The sequence below is a fragment of the Ruania alkalisoli genome, assembly GCF_014960965.1.
Classification (GTDB): Bacteria; Actinomycetota; Actinomycetes; order Actinomycetales; family Beutenbergiaceae; genus Ruania; species Ruania alkalisoli.
Genome location: NZ_CP063169.1, coordinates 4,080,395 through 4,100,630, shown reverse-complemented (window position 1 = coordinate 4,100,630; position 20,236 = coordinate 4,080,395). Strand labels below are relative to the sequence as shown.

Here is a 20,236-nt window from a genome sequence, read left to right as displayed (position 1 = left end):
CGCTCAACAACTTAACCGGATAAGTTCCTGATCACCACAACGATGTCTGGAGAGCAACGATGCGAGCATTGCGAGCGTGGATGGTAGGCGGCGTGACTGCCGCACTGGTGATGTCGGGCCTGGTCGTCGGCAGCGGCGTCGGCGCCGCTCCGGCGTACGCCGACGATGAGCCGGTGATAGTCGATCCCGGATTCGAGTCGGGCGAATGGGACCCGACGACGCAGCACAACCATGCGCAATTCGTCACCCCGGGCGCCGACGGCACAGGAACCGCCGTTCAGGTTGGCTTCAACTTCGAGGGTGATTCACTCACGCCGGAGGGGACCACGCTGCCCATCCGAGGTGGTGGCCCCGTCCGCGGCATGGTGAACAAGACGGTCAGCAACATCCAGCCGCAGACCGTGTACGAGGTCTCGATCACGGTCAAGGGCCGGCAGATGCGTTACGGAGCCTTCGACACCGAAGCCTCGCTCTACTATCGCGGGCTCGCCACGGGGGACTCCGCCCGCGGGTACAGCAATGGGGTCGCCACTCCCGGCAACGGAACCGAATGGGAGACGACGACCTTTCAGGTGACCACCGGTCCGCGCACCACCGAGCTCAACCTCTACTGCTTCAGCACCAGCACGGACAGCGCCGGCTACTGCGACGACTTCTCGATCACGCGTATCGGACCCGCGGCCGCGCCGGTCGAGGCGCCCGAACCGTGGGCCGAGATGCCCGCGATGGAGAACGGCTTCCCGGTGACGATCCCCGCGGTGCAGTCGTTCGTGGCGGCTGAGGGCGCTTTCACCGGACCGATCGACCGGGTGATCGTCGCCGAGGAGAACCGCGACGCGATCGCCGATGAGGCGCATCTCGGTGCCGCCAACATGGCCGAAGCCGGTGTGGCACCAGAGGTCGAACTGTCCTACGGTGACGCCGGCGACCTCGCTGCTGGCGGTGTGTTCATCGAGCTGGGCGACGTCCCGATTCCGGACGACGCCCCCGTCAACGCCCGCGACCTGATGCAGGACGCGTACCGGATCGAGATCACCCCCGAGGGCGTGAGCATCACAGCCGGCGGCGAACCCGGGGTGCTGTACGCACTCTCCACCCTGACCCAGGCGATGCGCAGCGCCGCGACAGGCGACGCCGGCCTCCCCGCGGGTACCGTCCTGAACTGGACCGATCAGGAGTTCCGCGCACTGCAGATCGACTCGGGCCGTCGCTACTACTCGATCGACTGGCTCAAGCAGCAGATCAAGGACCTGGCGTACACCAACCTCAACACGCTCGTGCTGCGCATCAAGGACAACGAGGGCCTGCGTGTGGAGAGTGAGGTCTTCCCCGAGCTGGTGGACGACCTTCCGGACGGCGGTCACTGGACCCGCGAGGAGGTGCAGGATCTCGTGGCGTTCGCCCAGCGGTTCCACGTGCGCGTGATTCCCGAGTACGACATGCCTGCGCACTCGGCTCTCGACGCCAAGATCTTCACCGAGCCCGGGTACATGCTCGGCGAGGAGTCGTACAACTACGGCCGCGCCGATGTCCGTGAACGGCTGGCCGATGTCGCCGTCGAGATGGGCGAGCTGTTCGGCAGCGGGTACATCCATCTCGGTGGGGACGAGTTCATGTCGATGAATGCCCATGATGAGCCGGTCGAGTGGATCCGCGAGGAGACGGGGGATCCGTCTGCGACGCCCCGCGACGCCTACATCGCCTTCTTCAACGAGGTGAACGAGGCGGTATCCGAGGCCGGGATGCGCACCATGATGTGGAACGACATGCTCGACGGTTCCAACGCCGTCGTCGACATCGACCCGACTATCACGATCATCTACTGGGCGCAGATCTACGGCTCGCTCAGGGTCAACGAGTTGCTCGCCGAGGGACACCTGACGATCGGATCGTCCTCGGACCGCTACCACGACCTCTGGCCGGCCACGGAGCGGGCGGACCAGACCGGCGGCGAGAGCAGGATGGGCGAGTTCATCAACCGCCCCTTACCCGAGTACTCGTGGAACGCTTATCCGAGCCCGTTCGTCTTCTCGGGCGGGTTCGGTCCGCCTCAGACTGTCGACGTGCAGTACCGCGACCAGGTGCGGGGTCAGTTCTTCCCGGTCTGGGACGACGCTCACGGGTGGGCGCCCGAACCCGTGCTTACCCAGACGCTCCTGCCACGACTGCGGCTGTTCGCACAGGACACCTGGAACTCGGAGCGGCCGGTAGACACGTTCGCCGACTTCGACCAGCACTTGCGGTTCCAGGGGCACGCCTCCTACTTCGGTGCCGAGCAGGTCTGGGAGGTCCCCGAAGCGACCGACGTCCCCACGTGGAGCCTCGAGATCACCAGTGACCCGGACCCCGGGAGCGAGGTAGACCTCGGTGACACACCCACGTGGTCGATCACCGCCACCGCAGGGGAGTCGCCGCTCGATTCCGCACGAGTCAGGATCGATCTCGAGGACGTGCTCGACGACATCGCGGCGACGCGTCTGCCGGTCGCCGATACGGGAAATGTGGCACTCGTCCCCGGAGCGGTCATCTGGGATATCGGCCTCCAGGCAGGTCGGAGCGGGTCTATCGTCATCAGCGCACCGCTGTCCGACCGCACGTTGGTGCCGCGCGGCGACCGTGACTTGACCGTCACCGTGACCGGTGAGGCTGCAGATGCCGAGCTCGCCGCTTGCGTGGGCTGCACGGACCTGGACGCACTGCACATCGTTGCGGAGGAGCCACCCGCCACTGGTGACCCGGACGATCCGCCCTACTCTGGCGGCAGTGAGGAGTCCTCGAGTACGCCGGAAACCGATGGGACGCCGGACTCCTCAGACTCGCCGGGAACCACCGATGACGTGCCGGATTCCTCGAACCCGGACGATGACCTCGCCAACACCGGGGCCAGCAACGCGAGATGGATCGCGCTCATCGCGGCGGCGCTCATCGCGCTCGGTGGACTGGTCTTGCTTCACCGTCGCCGCGCGGTTCGCTTCACGACCTAACGCGTCAAGCACTGGGTCGGATGGACGGAGGACTTCCCCCGAGCGCCGTCCATCCGACCCGGGACTGTCAGCGTGCAGCCAGCGAGCCCCGGATGATGAGTTCTGGCGCGATCCCCTCGAAACTGGTGGGGGACCGGCGCGCACGCTGGTCGAGCAGCGCGCTCGCCACCACCGAACCGAGGTCGAACGGGTCGCGCCGCAGGGCCGCCAGCTGCGGTTCGGTGATCTCGCAGAGCGGGGTGTCCTCCCACGAGACGATGCCGACGTCCTCCGGGATCCTCGCGCCCGCCGCGCGCGCTGCGGTGAGTGCACCGAGGGCGAGCTGATCGCTGTCTGCGATGACCGCCGTCGGCCGCTCTTCGGAGTCGAGCAGATCGGCCATTGCCGCAGCGCCTTGTTCACGGCTGTAGTCGGTGTAGTGCGTGGCGAGTGCGGCGAGTCCATGGGCGCCGAGGGCGTCCTGCATGGCCTGCACGCGGCGTTCGGTGTGGCGTAGTGAAGGCAGCCCGCTGATCAGGCCGATCCGCTCGTGCCCGAGTTCGACGAGAGTGTTGACGAGCCGGGTCATGGGTGCGATGTCATCGGTCCACACCTCGGCAAACGGGCCATCGCCGGATCCGCGGTCGCCGACGATAACGGCGGGCAGCCCGAGCTCGTCGAGCAGCGGGAGCCGCGGATCCTTGACGTGCAGGTCGACCACGATGACGGCATCGACCCGTTCCTGCGCCACCCATCGGCGGTACACGGCGCATTCAGCCTCGAGTGTGTCCACAAGCTGAAATGTGAGCGTGAGGTCGCGCGGCGACAGCACTGCCTGGATGCCCGCGATGAATCGCAGGTAGAAGTTGTCGAACGCCAGCGTGGTGGCATCGCGGGCGAGCACCAGTCCGATAGACCCGGTGCCCTGCCCCGAGAGCGCGCGGGCGGCTATGCTCGCGGCCCAGCCCCGCTCGCCGGCGGCGGCCAGGACCCGCTGCCGGGTCTCCTCGCTGACCCCAGGCTTGTCGTTGAGCGCGAACGAGACGGCAGCCTTGGAGACGCCGAGCTCGGTGGCGAGCTGTTGGATCGTGACCCGCGCTCGCCGTCCGTTGCTGGAGTGCTCATCGGTGGCCACGCCGGTCAGCGTAACGTGAAAGGGACGGCGTCAGGCGCGCTGCTGCGGGGGTACGTAGAGGTTCTCTCGCGGGATGGCCTGGCCGGTCGCGGTGTCCACGACCCTCACCCCGAGCGAGTCCCGGACGATCTGCAGGTCGGAGCCGATCTCCAGATCCCAGATGCCGATGAGCGCCGGCTCGATCGCACACACCTGGTTGAAGTCGGTGATCTTCCAGTTCGCGGGGTCGGAGAGGTAGTCGCTGGTATCGATGTGGCTCATGATCCGCCAGCCGTTGTCGGCGCCGGCCTGTGAGGGCTTGCGCAGCATCCAGCGCACCGCACCCGCGCCGCTGAGCACGTTCGTGGTGGCGAGGCAGGCGCCGGCATCCGGGATGAACTCCGGATAGTCAGCCGGTGCGCCGCTGGGGGTATCGGGCATGTCAGGCTCCTCGCCGTGCGTCATGGTCGAGCATCAATCGATAGGGGATCGGGCGGTTCTCCGCCGCCATCTCGATGAGTTCGCGGATCGTGTGCGTTGTGGTGGCGTGAGCGTCGAGGTCCAGATCCGGTCGGTCGAAGAACGCCTCATACATCGGGATCCGGTCCTCGTCGGAGAGGGAGCTGAGCCGGTAGAGCATCCCGAGCGGTGCGCCGTCGCGTGACTCGACCGTGTTGATCGGCGCTCCGCCTTCCAGCAGCCGGCGTAGCAGGGGGCCCTCCAGGGAAGGCTCGTGCTTGCGCTGCCCCAGGAGCACGTGCAGCAAGCTCACGCCCGAGCTGGAGACCACCGCAGGGTCGGCACCGTCATCGAGCAACCGGTTCGCGATCGCTGCGCGCGTGCGGGGGTCCTTGTTGGCGAGAGCCCCGAAAAGGACCGTTTGCCCGGTACTCGCACTCGTGAACTTCGGAGTGACCCCCGGGTCATAGTCGGCGAGGAAGGACTCGTGGGTCGCGCGTTTGGCGCTCAGAATCGGATCGGCCACGTCCCACCTCTCGATCGTGTGCTCACACTTCGTCTCATCCTTCCACAGCGCCTATTCGTCCATATGTGACTGGTTCCGGCCAGGATCCTCGGCGAAGTAGTGGTCGGGATCGCGATATTCGGCCAGGAAGTCGTCCTTGCTGATCTCCCCGCTGAGGTAGCGATCGCGCAGGTCGCTGTACTTGGCGTCCGGCCGGTGCCCCATGTCCCACACGCCCCGCCTGTTCTGCCCAGGCTCCCAGGTGACCAGATCCCAGCTGTCGTCCGTGCGCTGAACCCACACCTGGTTCTCACCTGGGGGATCCAGCGGATTGCCCTCCTGGTCCACCAGGTTGCCACTCTCGGCGTCGGCGACCTGCTGGTCGTGGGTGTCCCGCCAGACCGTCTCGACCTGCCCCTCGTCGTACTTCGGGCGATCATTGGCGTATGGGAGCCGGTTGCCGTCGGCGTCGTAACCGTAGGAGCCTGGCGGACCCGTCTCGGGCAGATCCGTCTTGCGAACGGTCTCAGCCATCTCGCCGTCGGTCTCGTTGATCCGGTTGTTGTCGTCGCGGATCTTCTGCGCCTGGTCGCGCTGGCGATCCCGCAGGGCTCGCTTGATGCGCTGGAAGCCGCTCTCGATCGCCTCGAGGATCTCCTGCGCGTTGCGTGTCAGTGCGGACATGGGTGCCTCCTCAGGACGCGAAGATCGGCAGGCCCATGACCTGCGAGATGAAGGTGTCGATGCGTTCCTCCTGCTCGACCCCGCAGTCGTCGATCGCCTGCGCGAGCTGCTCCATCAGGTCATAGCTGGCGTCGAAGGAGGACGTCTCGCTGCCGGAGGAGGTGATCGGTGCTGCGACGACGGCTTCCGCGAGCCCGGCCGCAGTGTCGGTGAGTGGTTCGATCACGAGCGTCAGGATCTGGCCCAGCAGTTGTTCCATCGCGAGATCGGTGGCGATGTCCAGCGCCTTCTTCCGGGCGGCGATGATCGCGGCGTTCGCCGCCACGCTCGCGCCGAGGGTCACCACGGCGCTCGCCGCTGCCGCCGCGATTTGTGCTGCGGTGATGGTGAGCTCGGCGATCACCTTCACCTTGAGGGCGAGGACGGCGTCGGCGAAGATGTCGATACCGTCCGCCACGGTGGGCATCAGGTCGAGCATCTGGTCCATGTTCTGGGTGCGGTTGTCGGTCCAGGCGTCGATGTAGGCCGTGGCCGTCTTGGAGGTGAACGCCTCGGCCAGCTCGACGTTGATCGTGTTGTCGAGATCATCGAGAGTGCCCTGGAGGTCATCCCTCAGCCCGCGCATCAGCACCGCGGCTTCACGGATCGCGTCCTCGTCCAGGTTCGGCCATTCGTAGCCGAGCAGGTCGAGTACGTAGTCCAGCTCGCCGGGAATGGTCATCCCCATGGTGTTCTCCGCCTCTCGTCTCGCGCTCAACCTAGAGCGAGACGAGAGGCGGGGGAATGGGGAGTACTCACCACCCCCGGGGACCTCTTAGAAGAAGGTCGTCGTGTACGGCTGGTCCACGAGGTCGGCCATCGCGGCGAAGCGTCCGACGGCGTCCGGTGCCCCGGTCAGGCGACCTGCCGCTGCCAGCACGGTCACCGGGGCCGTGCCCAAGCACAGGGTGGCGAGCGTCTCGGCCGTCACCGCGATCTCGGGCTGCTCCTCGGTCCGGGTGACGACGGCGCGGCCGTCGTTGCTCTCGATGGCGTAGGTGCCGCTGGCGTGACCTTGGGCGTCCTCGACCTGGAGGATCACTCGTCCGCTCGCTGCCCAGGGGCGTGCGCTGAGCACACGCTCCACGTCGAGCACACGGACCCAGATGAACTCACGGTCGGCGCTGATGGTGAGGGCGTTGAGATCGGTCAGTGCCCAGGGCAGCGGGTCGGCGGGATCGGCGAACCGCCAGATCACGCGGTTGGAGAGGTCGATGTGAGCGAGGAAGTCCCACAGCGCGAGCTGAGCAGTGGGATTCAGGGCCAGCATCTCGTTCACCTTGATCGCGGGCTTGTCACGGTCGCTGCCGTCGAACTCGTAGAGCACGAAGCCGTCCACTGAACCGGCTGCGTCCAGGTGCACGGCGCCACGGAGCTTCTTCGCCGGTCCGCCCTCGGAGAAGTCGAATGCGCCCGTGTGCATGACCTCGTAGAAGGTGGGGCGTTCGATCGACCCGCGCCTGGTGCGATGGAAGGTCTCGAAGACGCTGCTGATGTGCGGCCAGGCATCTGCGGGGTCGATCAGCTCCGTGCGGCCTGGATCGGTGAACGAGCGCAGCCCGAACCGCGGGCCCGTCTCCAGCTCGAACTTGCGCACGAACGTGGCCGGGCCGAATCCCCAGCGCCCGTAGATCGTCGCCTCGGAGACAGTCAGTGCCGAGAGTGCCGCTCCGCTGGCCGCAGCGTCGGAGAGGTCGGCCTCCATCAGCGTGCGCACCAGTCCTCGGCGACGGTGCGCCGGGCTCGCTGTGACGTCGCTGATCATGCGTACGCTGAGCAGCTCATGACCGGCGTTGATGGTCTTGTCGAAACTGATGAACGTGGCCACGGGTGCCGGTCCGGCGCCGAACTCCCCGTCCGGTAGCCACGCACCCCGGCACACTGCGCCGTCGGCGCGGGCGCTGGTGACCATGTGCTGGATCTGCTCCGGAGCGGGCCGCGGCTCATGGAAGGCCTGGGCCACGGAGCCGAACCACGCGTTGCGGCGGGCAACGGATTCAGCAGAGTCGTCGTGCAGGTTCAGGGTGTCGAAGACGTAGTCCACAGGAGGACTCTATGCGGTCGGCGCAACCTGAAATTGCTCGACGCTCCTATGTTCTGTCAAGGGGTGTTTGTGGGGTTGTGGTGTTCGAGTTGTCGGTAGATGTCGCGGGCTATGTAGCGTTTGAGGCAGCGGGTGATTTCGCGGTGGGTGCGGCCTTGGGTGGTGCGGCGTTGGGCGTAGGCGCGGGTGTGTGGGTCGTGGCGTAGTCGGGTCAGGACGATGACGTGGAGTGCTCGGTTGAGTTGGCGGTCGCCGTGGCGGTTGAGGCGGTGTCGGTTGGTGGTTCTGCCGCTGGTGGCTGGGATGGGGGCGACGCCGGCGAGCATGGCGAATGCGGCTTCGGAGTGGATGCGTCCGGGGTGGGACCAGGCGCACAGGATTCGTGCGGCCACGATGGGGCCGATGCCGGGCTGATCGAGCAGGTCGGCGCGCATGCTGGTCACGATGTGGTGGATCTGTTTCTTGTACTGGGCCGCTTGTGTGGTCAGGTCTTGGGCGCGGCGGGCCAGGTCGCGCAGGATGGTGATCGTGGTGGTGGTCTCGATGTCTTGACCGGGCCGGGTGCGTAGCCGGGCGGCGGTGGTGATCATCGCGGGCAGTTTCTTGCCGGCGAACTTCGCTCGCAGGGGTTCGGGGGCGGTGATGATGAGGTGGAACACTTGCCGTGCGGCGCGGCCTGCTTCGGTCACGAGGGAGTCTCGGGTGCTCAGCAGGATCGCGAGGGCGTGCCGGTTCCCGCCTGAGCGTGGGGTGGCGAGGTGCTCGCGGGTTAACGCTTCCCGTGCGGCGCGGACTGCGTCGATCGGGTCGGACTTGGCTCCACGGCGGCGCTTGGCCCGTTGCGGGCGGTCGATCTCGATGACCAGCTCACCACGAGCCTGTAGATGTCGGGTCAGACCCGCCCCGTGGGAGCGGGTGCCCTCGATCGCCCACGCCCGTCCACCAGTGGCGGCGCACGGATCGGTCTCGATATCAGCCTCATCCTCACCGCGTAGGTGGGTATCGACGAACTCGACCAGCTCGGCATACCCCGCCGGGGTGGCCGCGACCTGTACCTGGCCGAGCACCCCACCGGTGCCAGCATCGATGATCGCCGCGGTATGGGTATCGACATGGGTGTCGACCCCGATGACAACCTCGACGAGATCACTCAGACTAGTCATGACGTTTCCTCCACTTCGGAACGGGACGGGACGTTGTTGCTTTCCGGTCCGGTAGGAGAATCGGCAGGACTGTAGATGGGACACGACGGGCGCTACTACGCCCGCCGGTCAAGCTCCTGATCAGGCCAGTCGCTCCGACCGGGCCGGAGGCGGCGACCCGGAGCGGACAAGTCGTGCGAAAGGCACACACGGCCAGTCGATTAGCGAGTCACACTCCAAGCCACCACCCACAGCCCATCACCACCAGGCTGCGAACACCACACTCACAGTCGATCTGGTCACGCTGACCCGCCAGATCGACGAGAGATTTCCTGGTGGTGGGTGTGGGAGGCGCCAGATCGACGAGAGATTTCGTGGTGGGAGAGGTTCGGCTACCAGTTCTGCCCGGAGCCGTTGCCCCCGCCGGATTGCTGCTCGGAGGCCTCGCGCGATTCCTGCGCCTCCTGGTTGCGGCTCTCCAACTCTTCCTGCCGCGGATCCACCGACTCGGTCGGTGACGGGCTCTCCCCGCCGGACTCGCCCTCGCTGGGGGATTCGGACTCCCCGCCGGACTCACCCTCGCTGGGGGACTCCGATTCGCCGCCGGACTCGCCCTCGCTGGGGGATTCGGACTCCCCGCCGGATTCGCCCTCGCTGGGGGACTCGCTCGGGTCGCCCTCCTGCCCGTCCTGTCCCTGCTGCTCCTGCTCCTGTTGCTGCTGCTCGCTCTGCTCCTGCGACTGCTGCTGCCGCTCCTCGGCCTCCTGCGCTTCCTCACCACCGTTGCCGCCTGACTCGCCGCAGTCGGAGAGGATCGTCTGCGCCTGCTCGTAATAGTCGGTGGCCGTGGCGAAGTCGGAGGCGATCGAGGCCTCGTCCCCCAGACCTTCGAGCGCCAGGGAATAGTTGGTTCGCACCTTGCACTCGTCCTCGCCGCGCGGCTCACCCTGCGGCGCCTGCGGCACCAGACCGAGCGCTACCTCCAGCTGGACGGTGGCGTTGAAGAAGTCGCCGCTGGCGTAGATAGCCGTTCCCTGATTGAAGTGCGCCTTCCACGGCTGCACCACGTTGAAGAACTCCAGCGATTCGAACCGATCGGTGGCCGTGACGTAGTTGGCGTTGTCGTAGGCGCTGGTTCCGGCGAGGTTGATCACCGTCGCGCTCAGCAGTTTCAGCACGGCCAGGAACGCGATGGCCACCACCGGGGCTGACCACAGCAGCATCAGTTTGCGGCGGCGCGCCAGTCGCTCGTGGAACTGGGCATCGCGGATCTCCTCGGTGGTGCGGAACTCACCGGGCGGGGGCAGCAGATCCGTGCTCATCACCGGCCTCCGTTCCCGGTGCCCGCGGGCACCGCTGCACGATCATCAGCGTCGTCATCGGCAGTGCCGAAGTCATCGTCGTCGCGCGGTCGCTTACGCCCCGCCCGGGGGACCTCTCTGGTCAGGTCCCAGGCCTCCCAGGCCAGCAGCAGCGCCAGCACGATCGCGAACGGCCAGTAGACGTCCTCGTAGGTGGTCAGATCGCGCCGGCCGTCCGCGGCGATCTCCTCCACGTCCACACCGGCCACCAATGGCTCCACCGGGTCCGGCGTGATGCGGTGGGTGTACTCCACGCCCAGCTGGTCGGCCACCGTCCGCAGGGTGGTCTCGTCGATGCGGGAGACGGCCGGCTGCCCGGTGTCATCGGTGATGTACGGCGCGTCGGACCCGAAGCCAGTGCCGGAGGAACCGTCATAGGAACGCATATTCCCGCCGTCCGGGGTCCCGTATCCCAGCACGGCGCCGCCGTCCACGAGGGGTTCGAGCCCGGCGAAGGACTCGAACCCGCCACCCGCCTGGGAGTTCGAGCCGTCGGTGTTCTCACCGTCGGAGAACAGGAACACCAGGCGCACGTTCTCCGGGTTCCGCTCCGCCGCGGCGGCCAAGGTCTCGGTCAGGGCCGCAAGCGGGCGATCGATCGCCGATCCGGCCGAGTACGCCGTGATCTCCTGCGTCACCGTGTCCGCCCACGCGCGCACCGCACGCGAGTCCGTGGTCAGCGGGAGCTGGGAGGTGGTCTGGGAGTCGAAGGCCAGGATGCTGTAGCGGGCAGCCGGCATCGCCTGGGTGAGTGCGACCATGTCCTGCTGAACCCCGACCAGGCGAGCCTGGTCGCCGTCGTAGTCCTCGGCGGCCATGGACCCGGTCCGGTCCACCACGAAGTACATCTCGACGTTCGTGATCAGGGACTCCTCCAGCGTGCGCGGCACACTGGGCGTGAGTGCGATCACCAGGGCCGTGAGCACGATGGCCCCACGGCGCCACCAGTCCCGGCGCCGCTGCCCGTGCGAGGTGCGGATCTTCCATATGGCCAGCACCAGCAGTGGAATGAAGACCAGCAGTGTCAGCCACAGGGGCCACATCATCCGCAGCGTCATGAGCGCAACCTCCACACGGCGAGGAGGTACAGGGCCAGCAGTCCCATCAGCCAGGCGAAGTACGTTTCCGGTGTGTCGGTGATGATCACGTCCGCATCGGCGTCCAGTTCGGCCGCCTGCTGAGCCGAGATCTGGTCGACGATCCCGGAGACCGCGTCCGGATCGTCACTGGCGTAGAACAACCCGCCATGAGCCTCGACGGCGTCGCGGTACTCCTTCTCCTGCGCTGCCGAGTCTGCGGTCACCGCCCCGGCATAGAAACCGTGCAGGGTGATGTCGCGCTCGGCCACCAGGTCAGCGGCTTCCGGAAGCGTGTACAGCGGTTCGCCGAACACCTCGTTGTCGGTGGCGAGGATGATCGAGCGCGACCGTTCCTCGTCCTCCAGGTCGAAGGCCAGGGCACACGTGGCGAGCCCGTCACCGACCAGGGAGGACGCATCCTGCCCGAGGCCCTCGGTCCCCGCGAGGAACGCCAGTAGCCGGTCCAGGGCCTCGGCGTCGTAGGAGAAGTCGTCGAGAGAGTCCACGTCGAAGTCGAGCGCCTCGGCCGCTTCGGTGAGCTGCTCCTCCACCAGGGCGTAGTCGTCGGTGAGCGGGAACACCGTGCGTGAGGTGGAGTTGAAGATCGACAGCGCGATCCGCTCGCCGTGGAAGCTCGGCAGCAGCTCCAGGAACCGCTGCACGATCTCGGTGTCGTACTCGACCATCGACCCCGAGACGTCCAGGCAGAGCACGATGTCCCGGGTGGCGAGCTCATCCGAGCGCACCTCCCGGTCGACGGGGCGTGAGACGAGGAAACCCGCGGCGATCGAGGCTCCGAAGAGCACGACCACTAGGCACGACAGCAGCACCCGGTACTGAGAGATTCTCGACCTGAACGACGGCAGCGCCGTCAGATAGCCGGCGTTGGCCACCCACGCCACGCGGCGTCGCTCCTGCTTGGCGGCCCGCGCGAACCAGCCCAGGACCAATGCCGCGACCACGACGGCCACGACCACCCAGATCGCCCACGGGTGCATCAGCATGCTGGTCACCATTCGCGTACCACCGCCCGCGCGCTGTCGGTGGCCGACAGTGCCTCGGCGTCGGAGTCGATCGCGAACGCCGGCTCCTCATACTCGCTCAGCAGCGCTACCAGCCGGTCGGTGCCCTCCAGCCGGGCGATCTCCCGGACGGTCAGAGAGGAGGTATCCATCCGCATCCGCCCGTTGGCGAACTCACGCAGGATGTGGTTCAGGTCCAGGTGCAGGCTGCGCAGGTCAGACTCGCCCTCGCGGTAGCGGGCCTCGGCTGCGTCGACCTGCTCGAGCATCGTGGTGCGCAGCGTGGCATACCGGTCTCGCGCACCCTCGTCCTCTTCAAAGGGGCGCTTGCGGGTGTTGTAGAAGACGAACCAGTACCACCCGCCGATGAGCGCGAGCAGGACCAGACCGACGATCCAGACCCAGGCCGAGTAGGCGGCAGGGTCGACCGGATCGTTGATCGGAGCGGCCATGAGGTCACCGGCGAACACGGCGTTGCCTCCTCAGCAGGTCGATCAGCGCGTCGATCAGCGTCTCCTCGCTGTCGGCTGTGACTCCTTCCACACCTTGACGGCGTAGCATCGCCGCGACGTCGGCACGCCGCCGCTCCACCGCGGTCCGAGCCTCCTCGGCCAGTGCCTTGTGCGAGCGCATGTACTCGGGGATATCGAGGGGCTGGTCCACATCGTCGATCGGCCGGTCCCCGAACGTGGTGGGCAGCGCGTCGGCCACCTGGATCACCATCACCTCGTGCCTCGTGCGCAGGCGCTTGAGGCTCAGTTCGTGCTCGGGCTGCGGCCGTGCCTCATCGGTGATGAGTACCACCAGCGACCGGCGGTTGAACCAGGTCAGGATCCGGTCCATCACCCGGTTCAGGTCGCTGGGCCCGGCGTCGAGGGTGAGCATCGCCTCCACCCGCCGCAGCATCATCTCCATGTGCTCGGTGCCGCCCCGGGCGGGGACCTGGACGATCCGTTCCGCATCGCCGGCCACCAGCGCCACCGTGTCGCCACGCCCGCGGGCCAGGTAGCAGACGATCTCGGCTGCGAAGGTCGCGATCTCGGCCTTGCTGCCACCGTCGGGTGCGGCGGCTGCCATGTTCCGGCCCGTGTCCACCGCCAGCACCATCGCCAGGTTGGAGTCGCGGACGAATCGGCGGATCACCGGCTCGCCGTAGGAGGCGCTCGCCTTCCAGTCGATGTCGGAGACGTCGTCGCCCATCCGGTACTCGGCCATCTCGTCGAAGTCCTGGCCGTGCCCGGAATAGACCGAGCGGTGGCGCCCCTCCAGCAGTCCGGCGGCGCGCCGCACCGTGGGCAGGTCGAGCCGTGCTCGGACCTTCGCCAGGCGGGACGTCGAGACCACGCGGAACTCTCCTTGATGGTGGGGCGGCGCCTCAGGCGCCTGTGTCAGGGTCGGCTCATGGTCGGTGCATGGGCAGCTCGCGACCGGCTATGGGCTCGGCACCGCGGCGAAGACAGCGTCGATGAGCGACTCCGGTGCCACGTTGTTGGCGAGCGCGTCGTAGGTGCGCACGATCCGGTGCCGCAGCACTGAGTGACGCAGCGCCTTGACGTCGTCCGGCACCACGTAGGCGCGGCCGGCCTGCAGGGCCAGCGCCTGTGCGATCTGCATCAGTGCGATCCCACCACGGGGGCTGGCACCGACCCGCACGTGCTGGTTCAGGTTCGGCAGCGGCCTCGGGCCGCCACCGCGGGTGGTGTTGATGATCGCGACGATGTACTGCTTGATCGAGGTGTCCACATACACCTGCCCGACCAGGCGTTGCAGGAACTCGACGTCCTGGATGGAGATGGGTTGCGCCGTCAGCGGGGCGCTCATCCGGCCGGACTGGATCATCTCCAGGATGTCCACCTCCTCGTCCGGGGCCGGGTAGGTGAGGACCTCCTTCATGAGGAAGCGGTCCATCTGTGCCTCGGGGAGGACGTAGGTGCCCTCCTCCTCGATCGGGTTCTGGGTGGCCATCACCATGAACGGCTTCGGCAGCTTGAAGATCTCGCCGCCGATGGAGGTCTGCTTCTCCTGCATCGCCTCCAGCATCGCCGACTGCGTCTTGGCGGAGGAGCGGTTGATCTCGTCCAGCAGCACCATGTTCGCGTGCACCGGGCCGAGCTGGGTGGAGAACTCACCTGTGGCGTAGTTGTAGATCTGGGTGCCGACGATGTCGTTCGGCATCAGGTCCGGGGTGCACTGGATGCGGTGGAAGGTGCCCGAGACGGAGTCGGCCAGGGTCTGTGCCGCGGTCGTCTTCGCCAGGCCGGGTACGGACTCCAGCAGCACGTGCCCGCCTGCGAGCATGCAGCTCACCAGTGCGGTGCGCAGCCCGTGCTGGCCGACGATGCGCTGGTCGAACACCCGGGCCACGTGGCCGAGCCGCTCGGACGCGCGTTGGATGTCGTCGTAGGAGATCGTCGCCGTCGGCGGCGCCAGGTGGGGGGCAACGGGACTGGACATGAGCTCCGGCTCTGTACGAGGACGTGGGTCGCGGCCGATTATGCCAGCCGGGGCTGACGTCGTCGGGGTGGCCTCGGGGGAGGAGTCCCCATGACCCGCCCACGGGCCACGTCCCGGCCGAGACGTCGGTGGTCGATGAGTGCGCCGCGTAGGCTCACGGTGTGCCCGCCTCGCCCTCCACTCTCGCCGCTCAGCGAGCCCCTTGGGCCGCCTGGGCGTTGCTCCCGACGGCGATGCTTGCCGCTCTGCTCGGCCTCGCCTTCTCCGGGGCTGCTGGGCCGACCGAGCTCGCCGACGCCGGCCCGCTCGTGCGCTGGAGCCGGCCGCTGATCTCCGTGACGTGGCAGCTCGCAGCCTCGGTCACCATCGGCGGGCTGATGCTGCTGCTGTTCGTGCTCAGCCCCCCGCCGGCTGGGCACGGCGCGGCCGCTGGGCGAGAGGCATCTGGGCGAGAGGCGGCGCCGGGGCGCAACCGCACGAACCGTCAGAACGGGCCGATCCGGGAGAACCGGCCGCGAGGCATGGGTGAGGCGTGGCCGATCGCCGCCCGCGCGGTGATGGTCGCCGGCCCGGTCTGGGCGGCCTGTCTGGTGATCGACCTCGTGCTCGGCTACGCCACCGTCGCCGGTCGTCCTATCGGCGGGGCCGGGTTCGGTGACGAGCTCGCCTTCTATCTCACCGAGATCTCCACCGGCCGCGCCGCGCTGATGGCCGCAGTGCTTGCGGCGATCATGTCGGTGGCATGCGTTGCGGTGGCCGGCTACGGCACCGCAGCGATCGCTGCCCTGCTGGCGGTCGCCGTCCTGATCCCGATCGCCACCTCGGGCCACGCCTCCGGTAGCGCCTACCACGAGCTCGGCATGTCCGGAATGTTCGGGCACCTGCTGTTCGCAGCAATCTGGGTGGGAGGCCTGGTGGTGCTGTGCCTGAGTGCACCGCGTCTGGGTCGTGACCTGGCCGGCGCCGCGGCCCGGTACTCGAGGATCGCCCTGTGGTGCTTCCTCGGCGTCGGAGTCTCCGGCGCCGCGAACGCCTGGCTCCGGCTCGGTGGCTGGGAAGGTTTCCTCGGCACCTACGGTGCGCTGCTCGCGGTCAAGATCGTGATCTTCTACGCTCTGGGCGGGATCGGGCTCCTGCACCGCGTGCGGACGATCCGCACCCTGGAGCCTCGGCCCGACGGCGGAACGCCGGTGCAGAAATCTGACGGCGGAACGCCGAAGGCGTTCTGGCGCCTGGCTGCCGTCGAGGTGCTGGTGATGGGCGCCGTCATGGGGGTCGCGGTGGCCCTGGCGGACACCGGGCCACCAGTTCCGCAAGAGGCGCAGGAGAATCTCAGCCCCGCCGAGGAGCTCTCGCAGCAGCCTGTGCCGGCGCCACCGACATTCGAACGATGGTTCACCCAGGGCGTTCCGGACCTGCTGTTCGCGTGCCTTGCCGTGGTGCTCGCCGTTGTCTATGTGATGTGGGTCGTGCGGCTGCACCGGCGTGGCGACCGGTGGCCGCTCGGGCGCACCGTCGTCTGGCTGGTAGGAGCGGCCGGCTTCGCGTGGATCACCTTCGGCGGGCCGGCGGTGTACGGGCGGATCTTGTTCAGCGCGCACATGGTCCAGCACATGACCCTGGTGATGGTGCTGCCGATCCTGTTCACCCTCGGCGCCCCGGTCACACTCGCGCTCCGTGCCCTCCCGGCTCGTACCGACGGTACCCGGGGCCCGCGGGAGTGGTTGCTGGCGATCGTCCACTCGCGATGGGCGCGCTTCGCCTCCCACCCGGTGATCGCCGCCGTGAACTTCGCCGGCTCGATGATCCTGTTCTACTTCACACCGCTGTTCGAGCTCGCGCTGACCACCCATATCGGGCACGTCGCGATGGTTGTGCACTTCAGCCTCGCCGGGTACGTCTTCGTCAACGTGCTCATCGGGATCGACCCGGGCCCGCGCCGCCCCCTGTACCCGCTGCGGTTGGTGATGCTGTTCGCCACGATGGCGTTCCATGCCTTCTTCGGGATCGCGATCATCTCGATGAACACGCTTCTGGCGGCCGACTACTTCGGCGCGCTCGGGCTGCCGTGGGGTGTGGACGCTCTCGCCGACCAGGAGACCGGTGGTGAGATCACCTGGGGGATCGGTGAGGTCCCCTCGCTGGCGCTCGCGATCGGGGTGGCAGTGCAGTGGGCGCGTAGTGACACCCGGGAGGCCCGGCGCCGGGACCGGAAGGCCGACCGGGACGACGACGCCGAGCTGGAGGCCTACAACGCGATGATGCAGCGGATGGGGAAGGACGAGAGCCGTCAGGACCGCGTGCGTCGGGACTGAGCTCGTCGGGACTGAGCTCGTCGGCTCGGAGCGTGCGGGCCGATCACTGTACAGAGCGCCCGTCATAGCGACGTCTCGCCTCGTCGACTCCCGTCATGTGCTCCTCGGCCCAGCTCTTGACGTGCTGAATCGTCCCGAGCAGGGAGTTCCCGAGTGCGGTGAGGGAGTAGTCCACCCGGACCGGGACCGACGGTGTGACCTCGCGCATGACGAGGCCATCACGCTCGAGCGACCGCAGGGTCTGTGTGAGCATCTTCTGGCTGACTCCCGCGAGGCGTCGCGCGATCTCCGAGTAGCGCATGGTGCCCTCCTCGCCCAGGGCGCAGATCACGAGCGTCACCCATTTGTTGCTGATCCGGTCCAGGAGCTGGCGGCTCGGGCAGTTGCTCAGGTAGGCGTCGAATGCCTCGCGCTCGAGTTCGCGCCGTTCCTGCGCCGTCATCGTGACCATGGGTTACCTCCGGGTGCGTGACCCACTTCGAAGTGCCTACTTCCCCATGGAGAGTAACCACCCGATCCTGGAGTGGCAATGAGACCTCGTTGAAAGGGACCCCCAATGTCCTCCAGCATCATCACCAGCCTGATCTCCCACCCCGGTTCCACAGAACCGGTGGCGGAGAAGGCATCCGGACCATCGGCCGGCGCCGGTCAGATCGTCGTCGATCTCATCGCCTCCGCGGTGAATCCGTTCGATCTCGCCGTCGCCTCCGGCGCTGCCCGCGGGCCGGTCGGTCTCACCGGGCCGGTCGGGCTCGGCTGGGACGTCACCGGAGTGGTGCGTGAGATCGGTGCGGGTGTCACCCGGTTCGCGGTGGGTGACACAGTCGCCGCGATCCATCCCGATCTGGCTGCCCCCTCCCGGGCGCACGCCGAGCAGGTTCTACTGGAGGAGTCGTGGGCTGCTCACCTGCCCGACGGTCTGGATCCAGTCGCGGGCGCATCGATTCCGCTGAACGCGCTCACGGCAGCGCAGGCGCTTGCGATGCTCGGACCGGCCGACGGGCGGGACCTGCTGGTCACCGGTGCGGCCGGAGCGGTCGGCGGCTACGCCGTGGCGCTTGCCTCGGCGGCAGGTTGGCGGGTTGTCGCGTTCGCGCGCGCTGCTGACGAGGAGTTCGTCCGCTCCGCTGGTGCTGAGGAACTGGTCACCGAGCTCGTGCCCGGTTCGGTCGATGCCGTGCTGGACGCCGCCGCGCTGCGTGAGGCGGCCATGACCGCCGTGCGCGACGACGGGGCCTTCGTCGGAGTGTTGCCGATCGCACCGACGCCGCCGGTGCGCGGCATCACCAGCGAGGACGTGTTCGTCCAACCCGACCCGGTGGCGCTCGCCGACCTGCTCGCGCGGAGCGCCTCCGGTGAGCTGGCCGTCCGGATCAGCGGTTCTCGCCCGCTGGCCGAAGGGGCCACAGCCTATCGGCAGGTGGCCTCGGGCGGACAGCGCGGACGCCTGCTGCTGGTTCCCTAGCGGCCCGGCCACTCCTCGCGACGGCAAGGTTCGCCACAGCGTTCGACTCCGGGCTCATTCTGCGACCGGGTCGCACGTCGGGTAGCCGATCTGCTCGGCGACCCGTGCCATCACAGCATCGGCGCCGGGTTCTGCCGGGGTCGCCTACCGAGATCGATTCATCGATTCATTGTGTCTCGGTATGTCTACTTCTGGCCGCGCCGCGGGAGCACCCATCCCGGTCGCGGGAAGTGGCAGGTGTACCCGTTCGGGTAGTGCTGCAGGTAGTCCTGGTGCTCGGGCTCGGCCTCCCAGAACGCGCCTGCCCGCTCGATCGTGGTTACGGCCGGCCCGGGCCACAGGCTCGAGGCGTCGACGTCGGCGATCGTCTCCCGCGCCGTCTGTTCCTGCTCCGGGCCGAGGGGGAAGATCGCCGACCGGTAACTCGTGCCCACGTCGTTACCCTGCCGGTTCAGGGTGCTGGGATCGTGAATCTGGAAGAAGAACGCGAGGATGTCGCGGTAGCTGGTCTGCTCCGGGTCGAACACGATCTCCACCGCCTCCGCATGCCCGGGGTGATGGCGGTAGGTGGCGTGGTCGTTGGATCCGCCGGTGTAGCCGACCCGGGTGCTGAGCACGCCCGGCTGGGCGCGGATCAGATCCTGCATCCCCCAGAAGCAGCCCCCTGCGAGTACCGCTGTCTCGGTGCCGGGGGTGCGGGTGATCGTGCCGGTGTCAGTCATGTGTACCTCCTGGTCGGGTCCTACCCGGTCAACTCCCGTGGCACCCGCGATGTTCCGCACGCGCTCAGCCCAGGGTGACGACGCCTCGCGGTGTCCTTAGCTCGGCCACGATCCGTAGCCGCTCACCGGCGTGTACATCCACCAGCCCGACGGCGTCCACGGCAGTCAGCGCCGCGCGCACCACCTCGGGCTCGGGGTGCTCCAGGCGCAGGCCGGTCAGCTCCACCGCCGGCAGATCCGCTGAGGGGTGCGACGTGGTGCCCCAGTCGATGAGGAACGGGATCGCCCCACCGCGTCCACCCTCGGGTGGGGTCAAACGCCACGCCAGCAGGTCGCCGTCGGCGGTGCGGCGGCTCATCGGGGCCACGGGACCGGGATCGTAGCCATCTGCCTGGGACGAGTTGACCAGCGCCTCGATGTCGCGTCCGGCCCCGCCGAGGTTCACGGCCCACCCCACCATCGTGGGTCCGCTGACCTCATCCACCCGCAGCGGTCGCGGTCGGTCGGGCTCGCCCTGGTCAGGATCGGGCCCGAGCAACTCCAGGTAGCGCCCCTCGCCCAGCCCGAGCAGCGCGTTGGCGGTGCCGCGCCCCTCATGGCTGCCACCAGCGACGGGTTCGACGCCGGTCAGGTCGGCGACCTCGCGCACGAGCGCCTGCAGGTCGGGCCCGGCATACACCAGGTGATCGATCGCTGTCATGATTGCCAGAGTATCTGGCCCACAGATCGCCGAGGAGCGGCCCGCGCTGATCGCACCGACACGTATACGTCGAGCCGCGCACCATGGTGCCGCGGCGGTGCGGACCGGTGTCGGTCCGGTAGGTGACTGGTCTCGCCGGCTTGCCAGAAGGACGTGAGAAAGTGAGAC

General features: G+C 67.9%; 19 protein-coding genes. 3 read left to right on the top strand and 16 right to left on the bottom strand.

The window, feature by feature from the left end:
- The first annotated feature begins 92 nt into the window (after positions 1 to 92).
- A complete protein-coding gene (locus IM660_RS18270) occupies positions 93 to 2,984 on the top strand; it encodes a family 20 glycosylhydrolase (RefSeq protein WP_193497184.1) in 2,892 nt (963 codons plus the stop codon).
- 67 nt (positions 2,985 to 3,051) lie between these two features.
- Here the strand turns inward: IM660_RS18270 and IM660_RS18265 are convergent, their stop codons facing one another.
- The 13 genes from IM660_RS18265 to IM660_RS18205 form a co-directional block, all read right to left on the bottom strand.
- The gene (locus tag IM660_RS18265; RefSeq protein ID WP_193497183.1) at positions 3,052 to 4,098 is read right to left on the bottom strand and encodes a LacI family DNA-binding transcriptional regulator; all 1,047 of its coding nucleotides are present in this window, start codon (positions 4,096 to 4,098) and stop codon (positions 3,052 to 3,054) included.
- Between the two features lie 30 nt (positions 4,099 to 4,128).
- Positions 4,129 to 4,518 (bottom strand): DUF2185 domain-containing protein, encoded by a 390-nt coding sequence (locus tag IM660_RS18260; RefSeq protein ID WP_193497182.1) that lies wholly within the window; start codon positions 4,516 to 4,518, stop codon positions 4,129 to 4,131.
- Position 4,519: 1 nt separating this feature from the next.
- A complete protein-coding gene (locus tag IM660_RS18255; RefSeq protein ID WP_193497181.1) occupies positions 4,520 to 5,062 on the bottom strand; it encodes an ankyrin repeat domain-containing protein in 543 nt (180 codons plus the stop codon).
- Positions 5,063 to 5,113: 51 nt separating this feature from the next.
- Positions 5,114 to 5,725 carry an HNH/ENDO VII family nuclease gene (locus tag IM660_RS18250; protein ID WP_193497180.1) on the bottom strand — a complete coding sequence of 204 codons (612 nt, stop codon included), beginning with the start codon at positions 5,723 to 5,725 and terminating at the stop codon, positions 5,114 to 5,116.
- 10 nt (positions 5,726 to 5,735) lie between these two features.
- Entirely contained in the window at positions 5,736 to 6,452 is a 717-nt protein-coding gene (locus tag IM660_RS18245; protein ID WP_193497179.1) for a WXG100 family type VII secretion target, read from the bottom strand.
- An 87-nt stretch (positions 6,453 to 6,539) separates the two neighbouring features.
- Complete coding sequence (locus tag IM660_RS18240) at positions 6,540 to 7,808, bottom strand: GNAT family N-acetyltransferase (protein WP_193497178.1); 1,269 nt, start codon at positions 7,806 to 7,808, stop codon at positions 6,540 to 6,542.
- Positions 7,809 to 7,864: 56 nt separating this feature from the next.
- Complete coding sequence (locus IM660_RS18235; protein ID WP_193496828.1) at positions 7,865 to 8,971, bottom strand: IS110 family RNA-guided transposase; 1,107 nt, start codon at positions 8,969 to 8,971, stop codon at positions 7,865 to 7,867.
- Between the two features lie 371 nt (positions 8,972 to 9,342).
- Complete coding sequence (locus tag IM660_RS18230) at positions 9,343 to 10,272, bottom strand: hypothetical protein (RefSeq protein ID WP_193497177.1); 930 nt, start codon at positions 10,270 to 10,272, stop codon at positions 9,343 to 9,345.
- Entirely contained in the window at positions 10,272 to 11,369 is a 1,098-nt protein-coding gene (locus IM660_RS18225) for a VWA domain-containing protein (protein WP_193497176.1), read from the bottom strand. The genes IM660_RS18230 and IM660_RS18225 overlap by 1 nt, the downstream gene beginning before the upstream one ends.
- Positions 11,366 to 12,394 carry a vWA domain-containing protein gene (locus tag IM660_RS18220; RefSeq protein WP_193497175.1) on the bottom strand — a complete coding sequence of 343 codons (1,029 nt, stop codon included), beginning with the start codon at positions 12,392 to 12,394 and terminating at the stop codon, positions 11,366 to 11,368. Before IM660_RS18220 ends, IM660_RS18225 begins: the two co-directional genes overlap by 4 nt.
- A 5-nt stretch (positions 12,395 to 12,399) precedes the next feature.
- On the bottom strand, positions 12,400 to 12,882 hold the full coding sequence (locus IM660_RS18215; protein ID WP_193497174.1) for a hypothetical protein: 483 nt from the start codon (positions 12,880 to 12,882) through the stop codon (positions 12,400 to 12,402).
- Positions 12,869 to 13,756: a DUF58 domain-containing protein gene (locus IM660_RS18210; RefSeq protein WP_193497173.1), complete on the bottom strand. Its 888-nt coding sequence runs from the start codon at positions 13,754 to 13,756 to the stop codon at positions 12,869 to 12,871. Before IM660_RS18210 ends, IM660_RS18215 begins: the two co-directional genes overlap by 14 nt.
- Before the next feature lie 87 nt (positions 13,757 to 13,843).
- Positions 13,844 to 14,866 (bottom strand): AAA family ATPase, encoded by a 1,023-nt coding sequence (locus IM660_RS18205; RefSeq protein ID WP_159618292.1) that lies wholly within the window; start codon positions 14,864 to 14,866, stop codon positions 13,844 to 13,846.
- 161 nt (positions 14,867 to 15,027) lie between these two features.
- Here IM660_RS18205 and IM660_RS18200 point away from each other — a divergent pair, with 161 nt between their 5' ends.
- Positions 15,028 to 17,181, top strand: a complete 2,154-nt coding sequence (locus tag IM660_RS18200) for a bifunctional copper resistance protein CopD/cytochrome c oxidase assembly protein (RefSeq protein WP_246465025.1) — start codon at positions 15,028 to 15,030, stop codon at positions 17,179 to 17,181.
- A 43-nt stretch (positions 17,182 to 17,224) separates the two neighbouring features.
- On the opposite strand, the gene IM660_RS18195 is transcribed toward IM660_RS18200, so the two are convergent.
- Complete coding sequence (locus tag IM660_RS18195) at positions 17,225 to 17,632, bottom strand: winged helix-turn-helix transcriptional regulator (RefSeq protein ID WP_193497172.1); 408 nt, start codon at positions 17,630 to 17,632, stop codon at positions 17,225 to 17,227.
- A 105-nt stretch (positions 17,633 to 17,737) separates the two neighbouring features.
- On the opposite strand from IM660_RS18195, the gene IM660_RS18190 reads away from it, so the two are divergent.
- Positions 17,738 to 18,646, top strand: coding sequence for an alcohol dehydrogenase catalytic domain-containing protein (locus tag IM660_RS18190; protein WP_210769021.1), 909 nt, complete (start codon positions 17,738 to 17,740; stop codon positions 18,644 to 18,646).
- A gap of 185 nt (positions 18,647 to 18,831) precedes the next feature.
- On the opposite strand, the gene msrA is transcribed toward IM660_RS18190, so the two are convergent.
- Positions 18,832 to 19,368, bottom strand: a complete 537-nt coding sequence (msrA, locus tag IM660_RS18185; RefSeq protein ID WP_193497171.1) for a peptide-methionine (S)-S-oxide reductase MsrA — start codon at positions 19,366 to 19,368, stop codon at positions 18,832 to 18,834.
- 64 nt (positions 19,369 to 19,432) lie between these two features.
- The gene (locus IM660_RS18180) at positions 19,433 to 20,068 is read right to left on the bottom strand and encodes a VOC family protein (protein WP_193497170.1); all 636 of its coding nucleotides are present in this window, start codon (positions 20,066 to 20,068) and stop codon (positions 19,433 to 19,435) included.
- Between the last annotated feature and the right edge of the window lie 168 nt (positions 20,069 to 20,236).

Coding starts and splice junctions, on each gene's coding strand:
- IM660_RS18260 (WP_193497182.1), bottom strand. CDS start 4,518: ATGCCCGATACCCCCAGCGGCGCACCGGCTGACTATCCGGAGTTCATC.
- IM660_RS18250 (WP_193497180.1), bottom strand. CDS start 5,725: ATGTCCGCACTGACACGCAACGCGCAGGAGATCCTCGAGGCGATCGAG.
- IM660_RS18245 (WP_193497179.1), bottom strand. CDS start 6,452: ATGGGGATGACCATTCCCGGCGAGCTGGACTACGTACTCGACCTGCTC.
- IM660_RS18235 (WP_193496828.1), bottom strand. CDS start 8,971: ATGACTAGTCTGAGTGATCTCGTCGAGGTTGTCATCGGGGTCGACACC.
- IM660_RS18230 (WP_193497177.1), bottom strand. CDS start 10,272: ATGAGCACGGATCTGCTGCCCCCGCCCGGTGAGTTCCGCACCACCGAG.
- IM660_RS18225 (WP_193497176.1), bottom strand. CDS start 11,369: ATGACGCTGCGGATGATGTGGCCCCTGTGGCTGACACTGCTGGTCTTC.
- IM660_RS18220 (WP_193497175.1), bottom strand. CDS start 12,394: ATGCTGATGCACCCGTGGGCGATCTGGGTGGTCGTGGCCGTCGTGGTC.
- IM660_RS18205 (WP_159618292.1), bottom strand. CDS start 14,866: ATGTCCAGTCCCGTTGCCCCCCACCTGGCGCCGCCGACGGCGACGATC.
- IM660_RS18195 (WP_193497172.1), bottom strand. CDS start 17,632: ATGGTCACGATGACGGCGCAGGAACGGCGCGAACTCGAGCGCGAGGCA.
- IM660_RS18190 (WP_210769021.1), top strand. CDS start 17,738: ATGTCCTCCAGCATCATCACCAGCCTGATCTCCCACCCCGGTTCCACA.
- msrA (WP_193497171.1), bottom strand. CDS start 19,368: ATGACTGACACCGGCACGATCACCCGCACCCCCGGCACCGAGACAGCG.
- IM660_RS18180 (WP_193497170.1), bottom strand. CDS start 20,068: ATGACAGCGATCGATCACCTGGTGTATGCCGGGCCCGACCTGCAGGCG.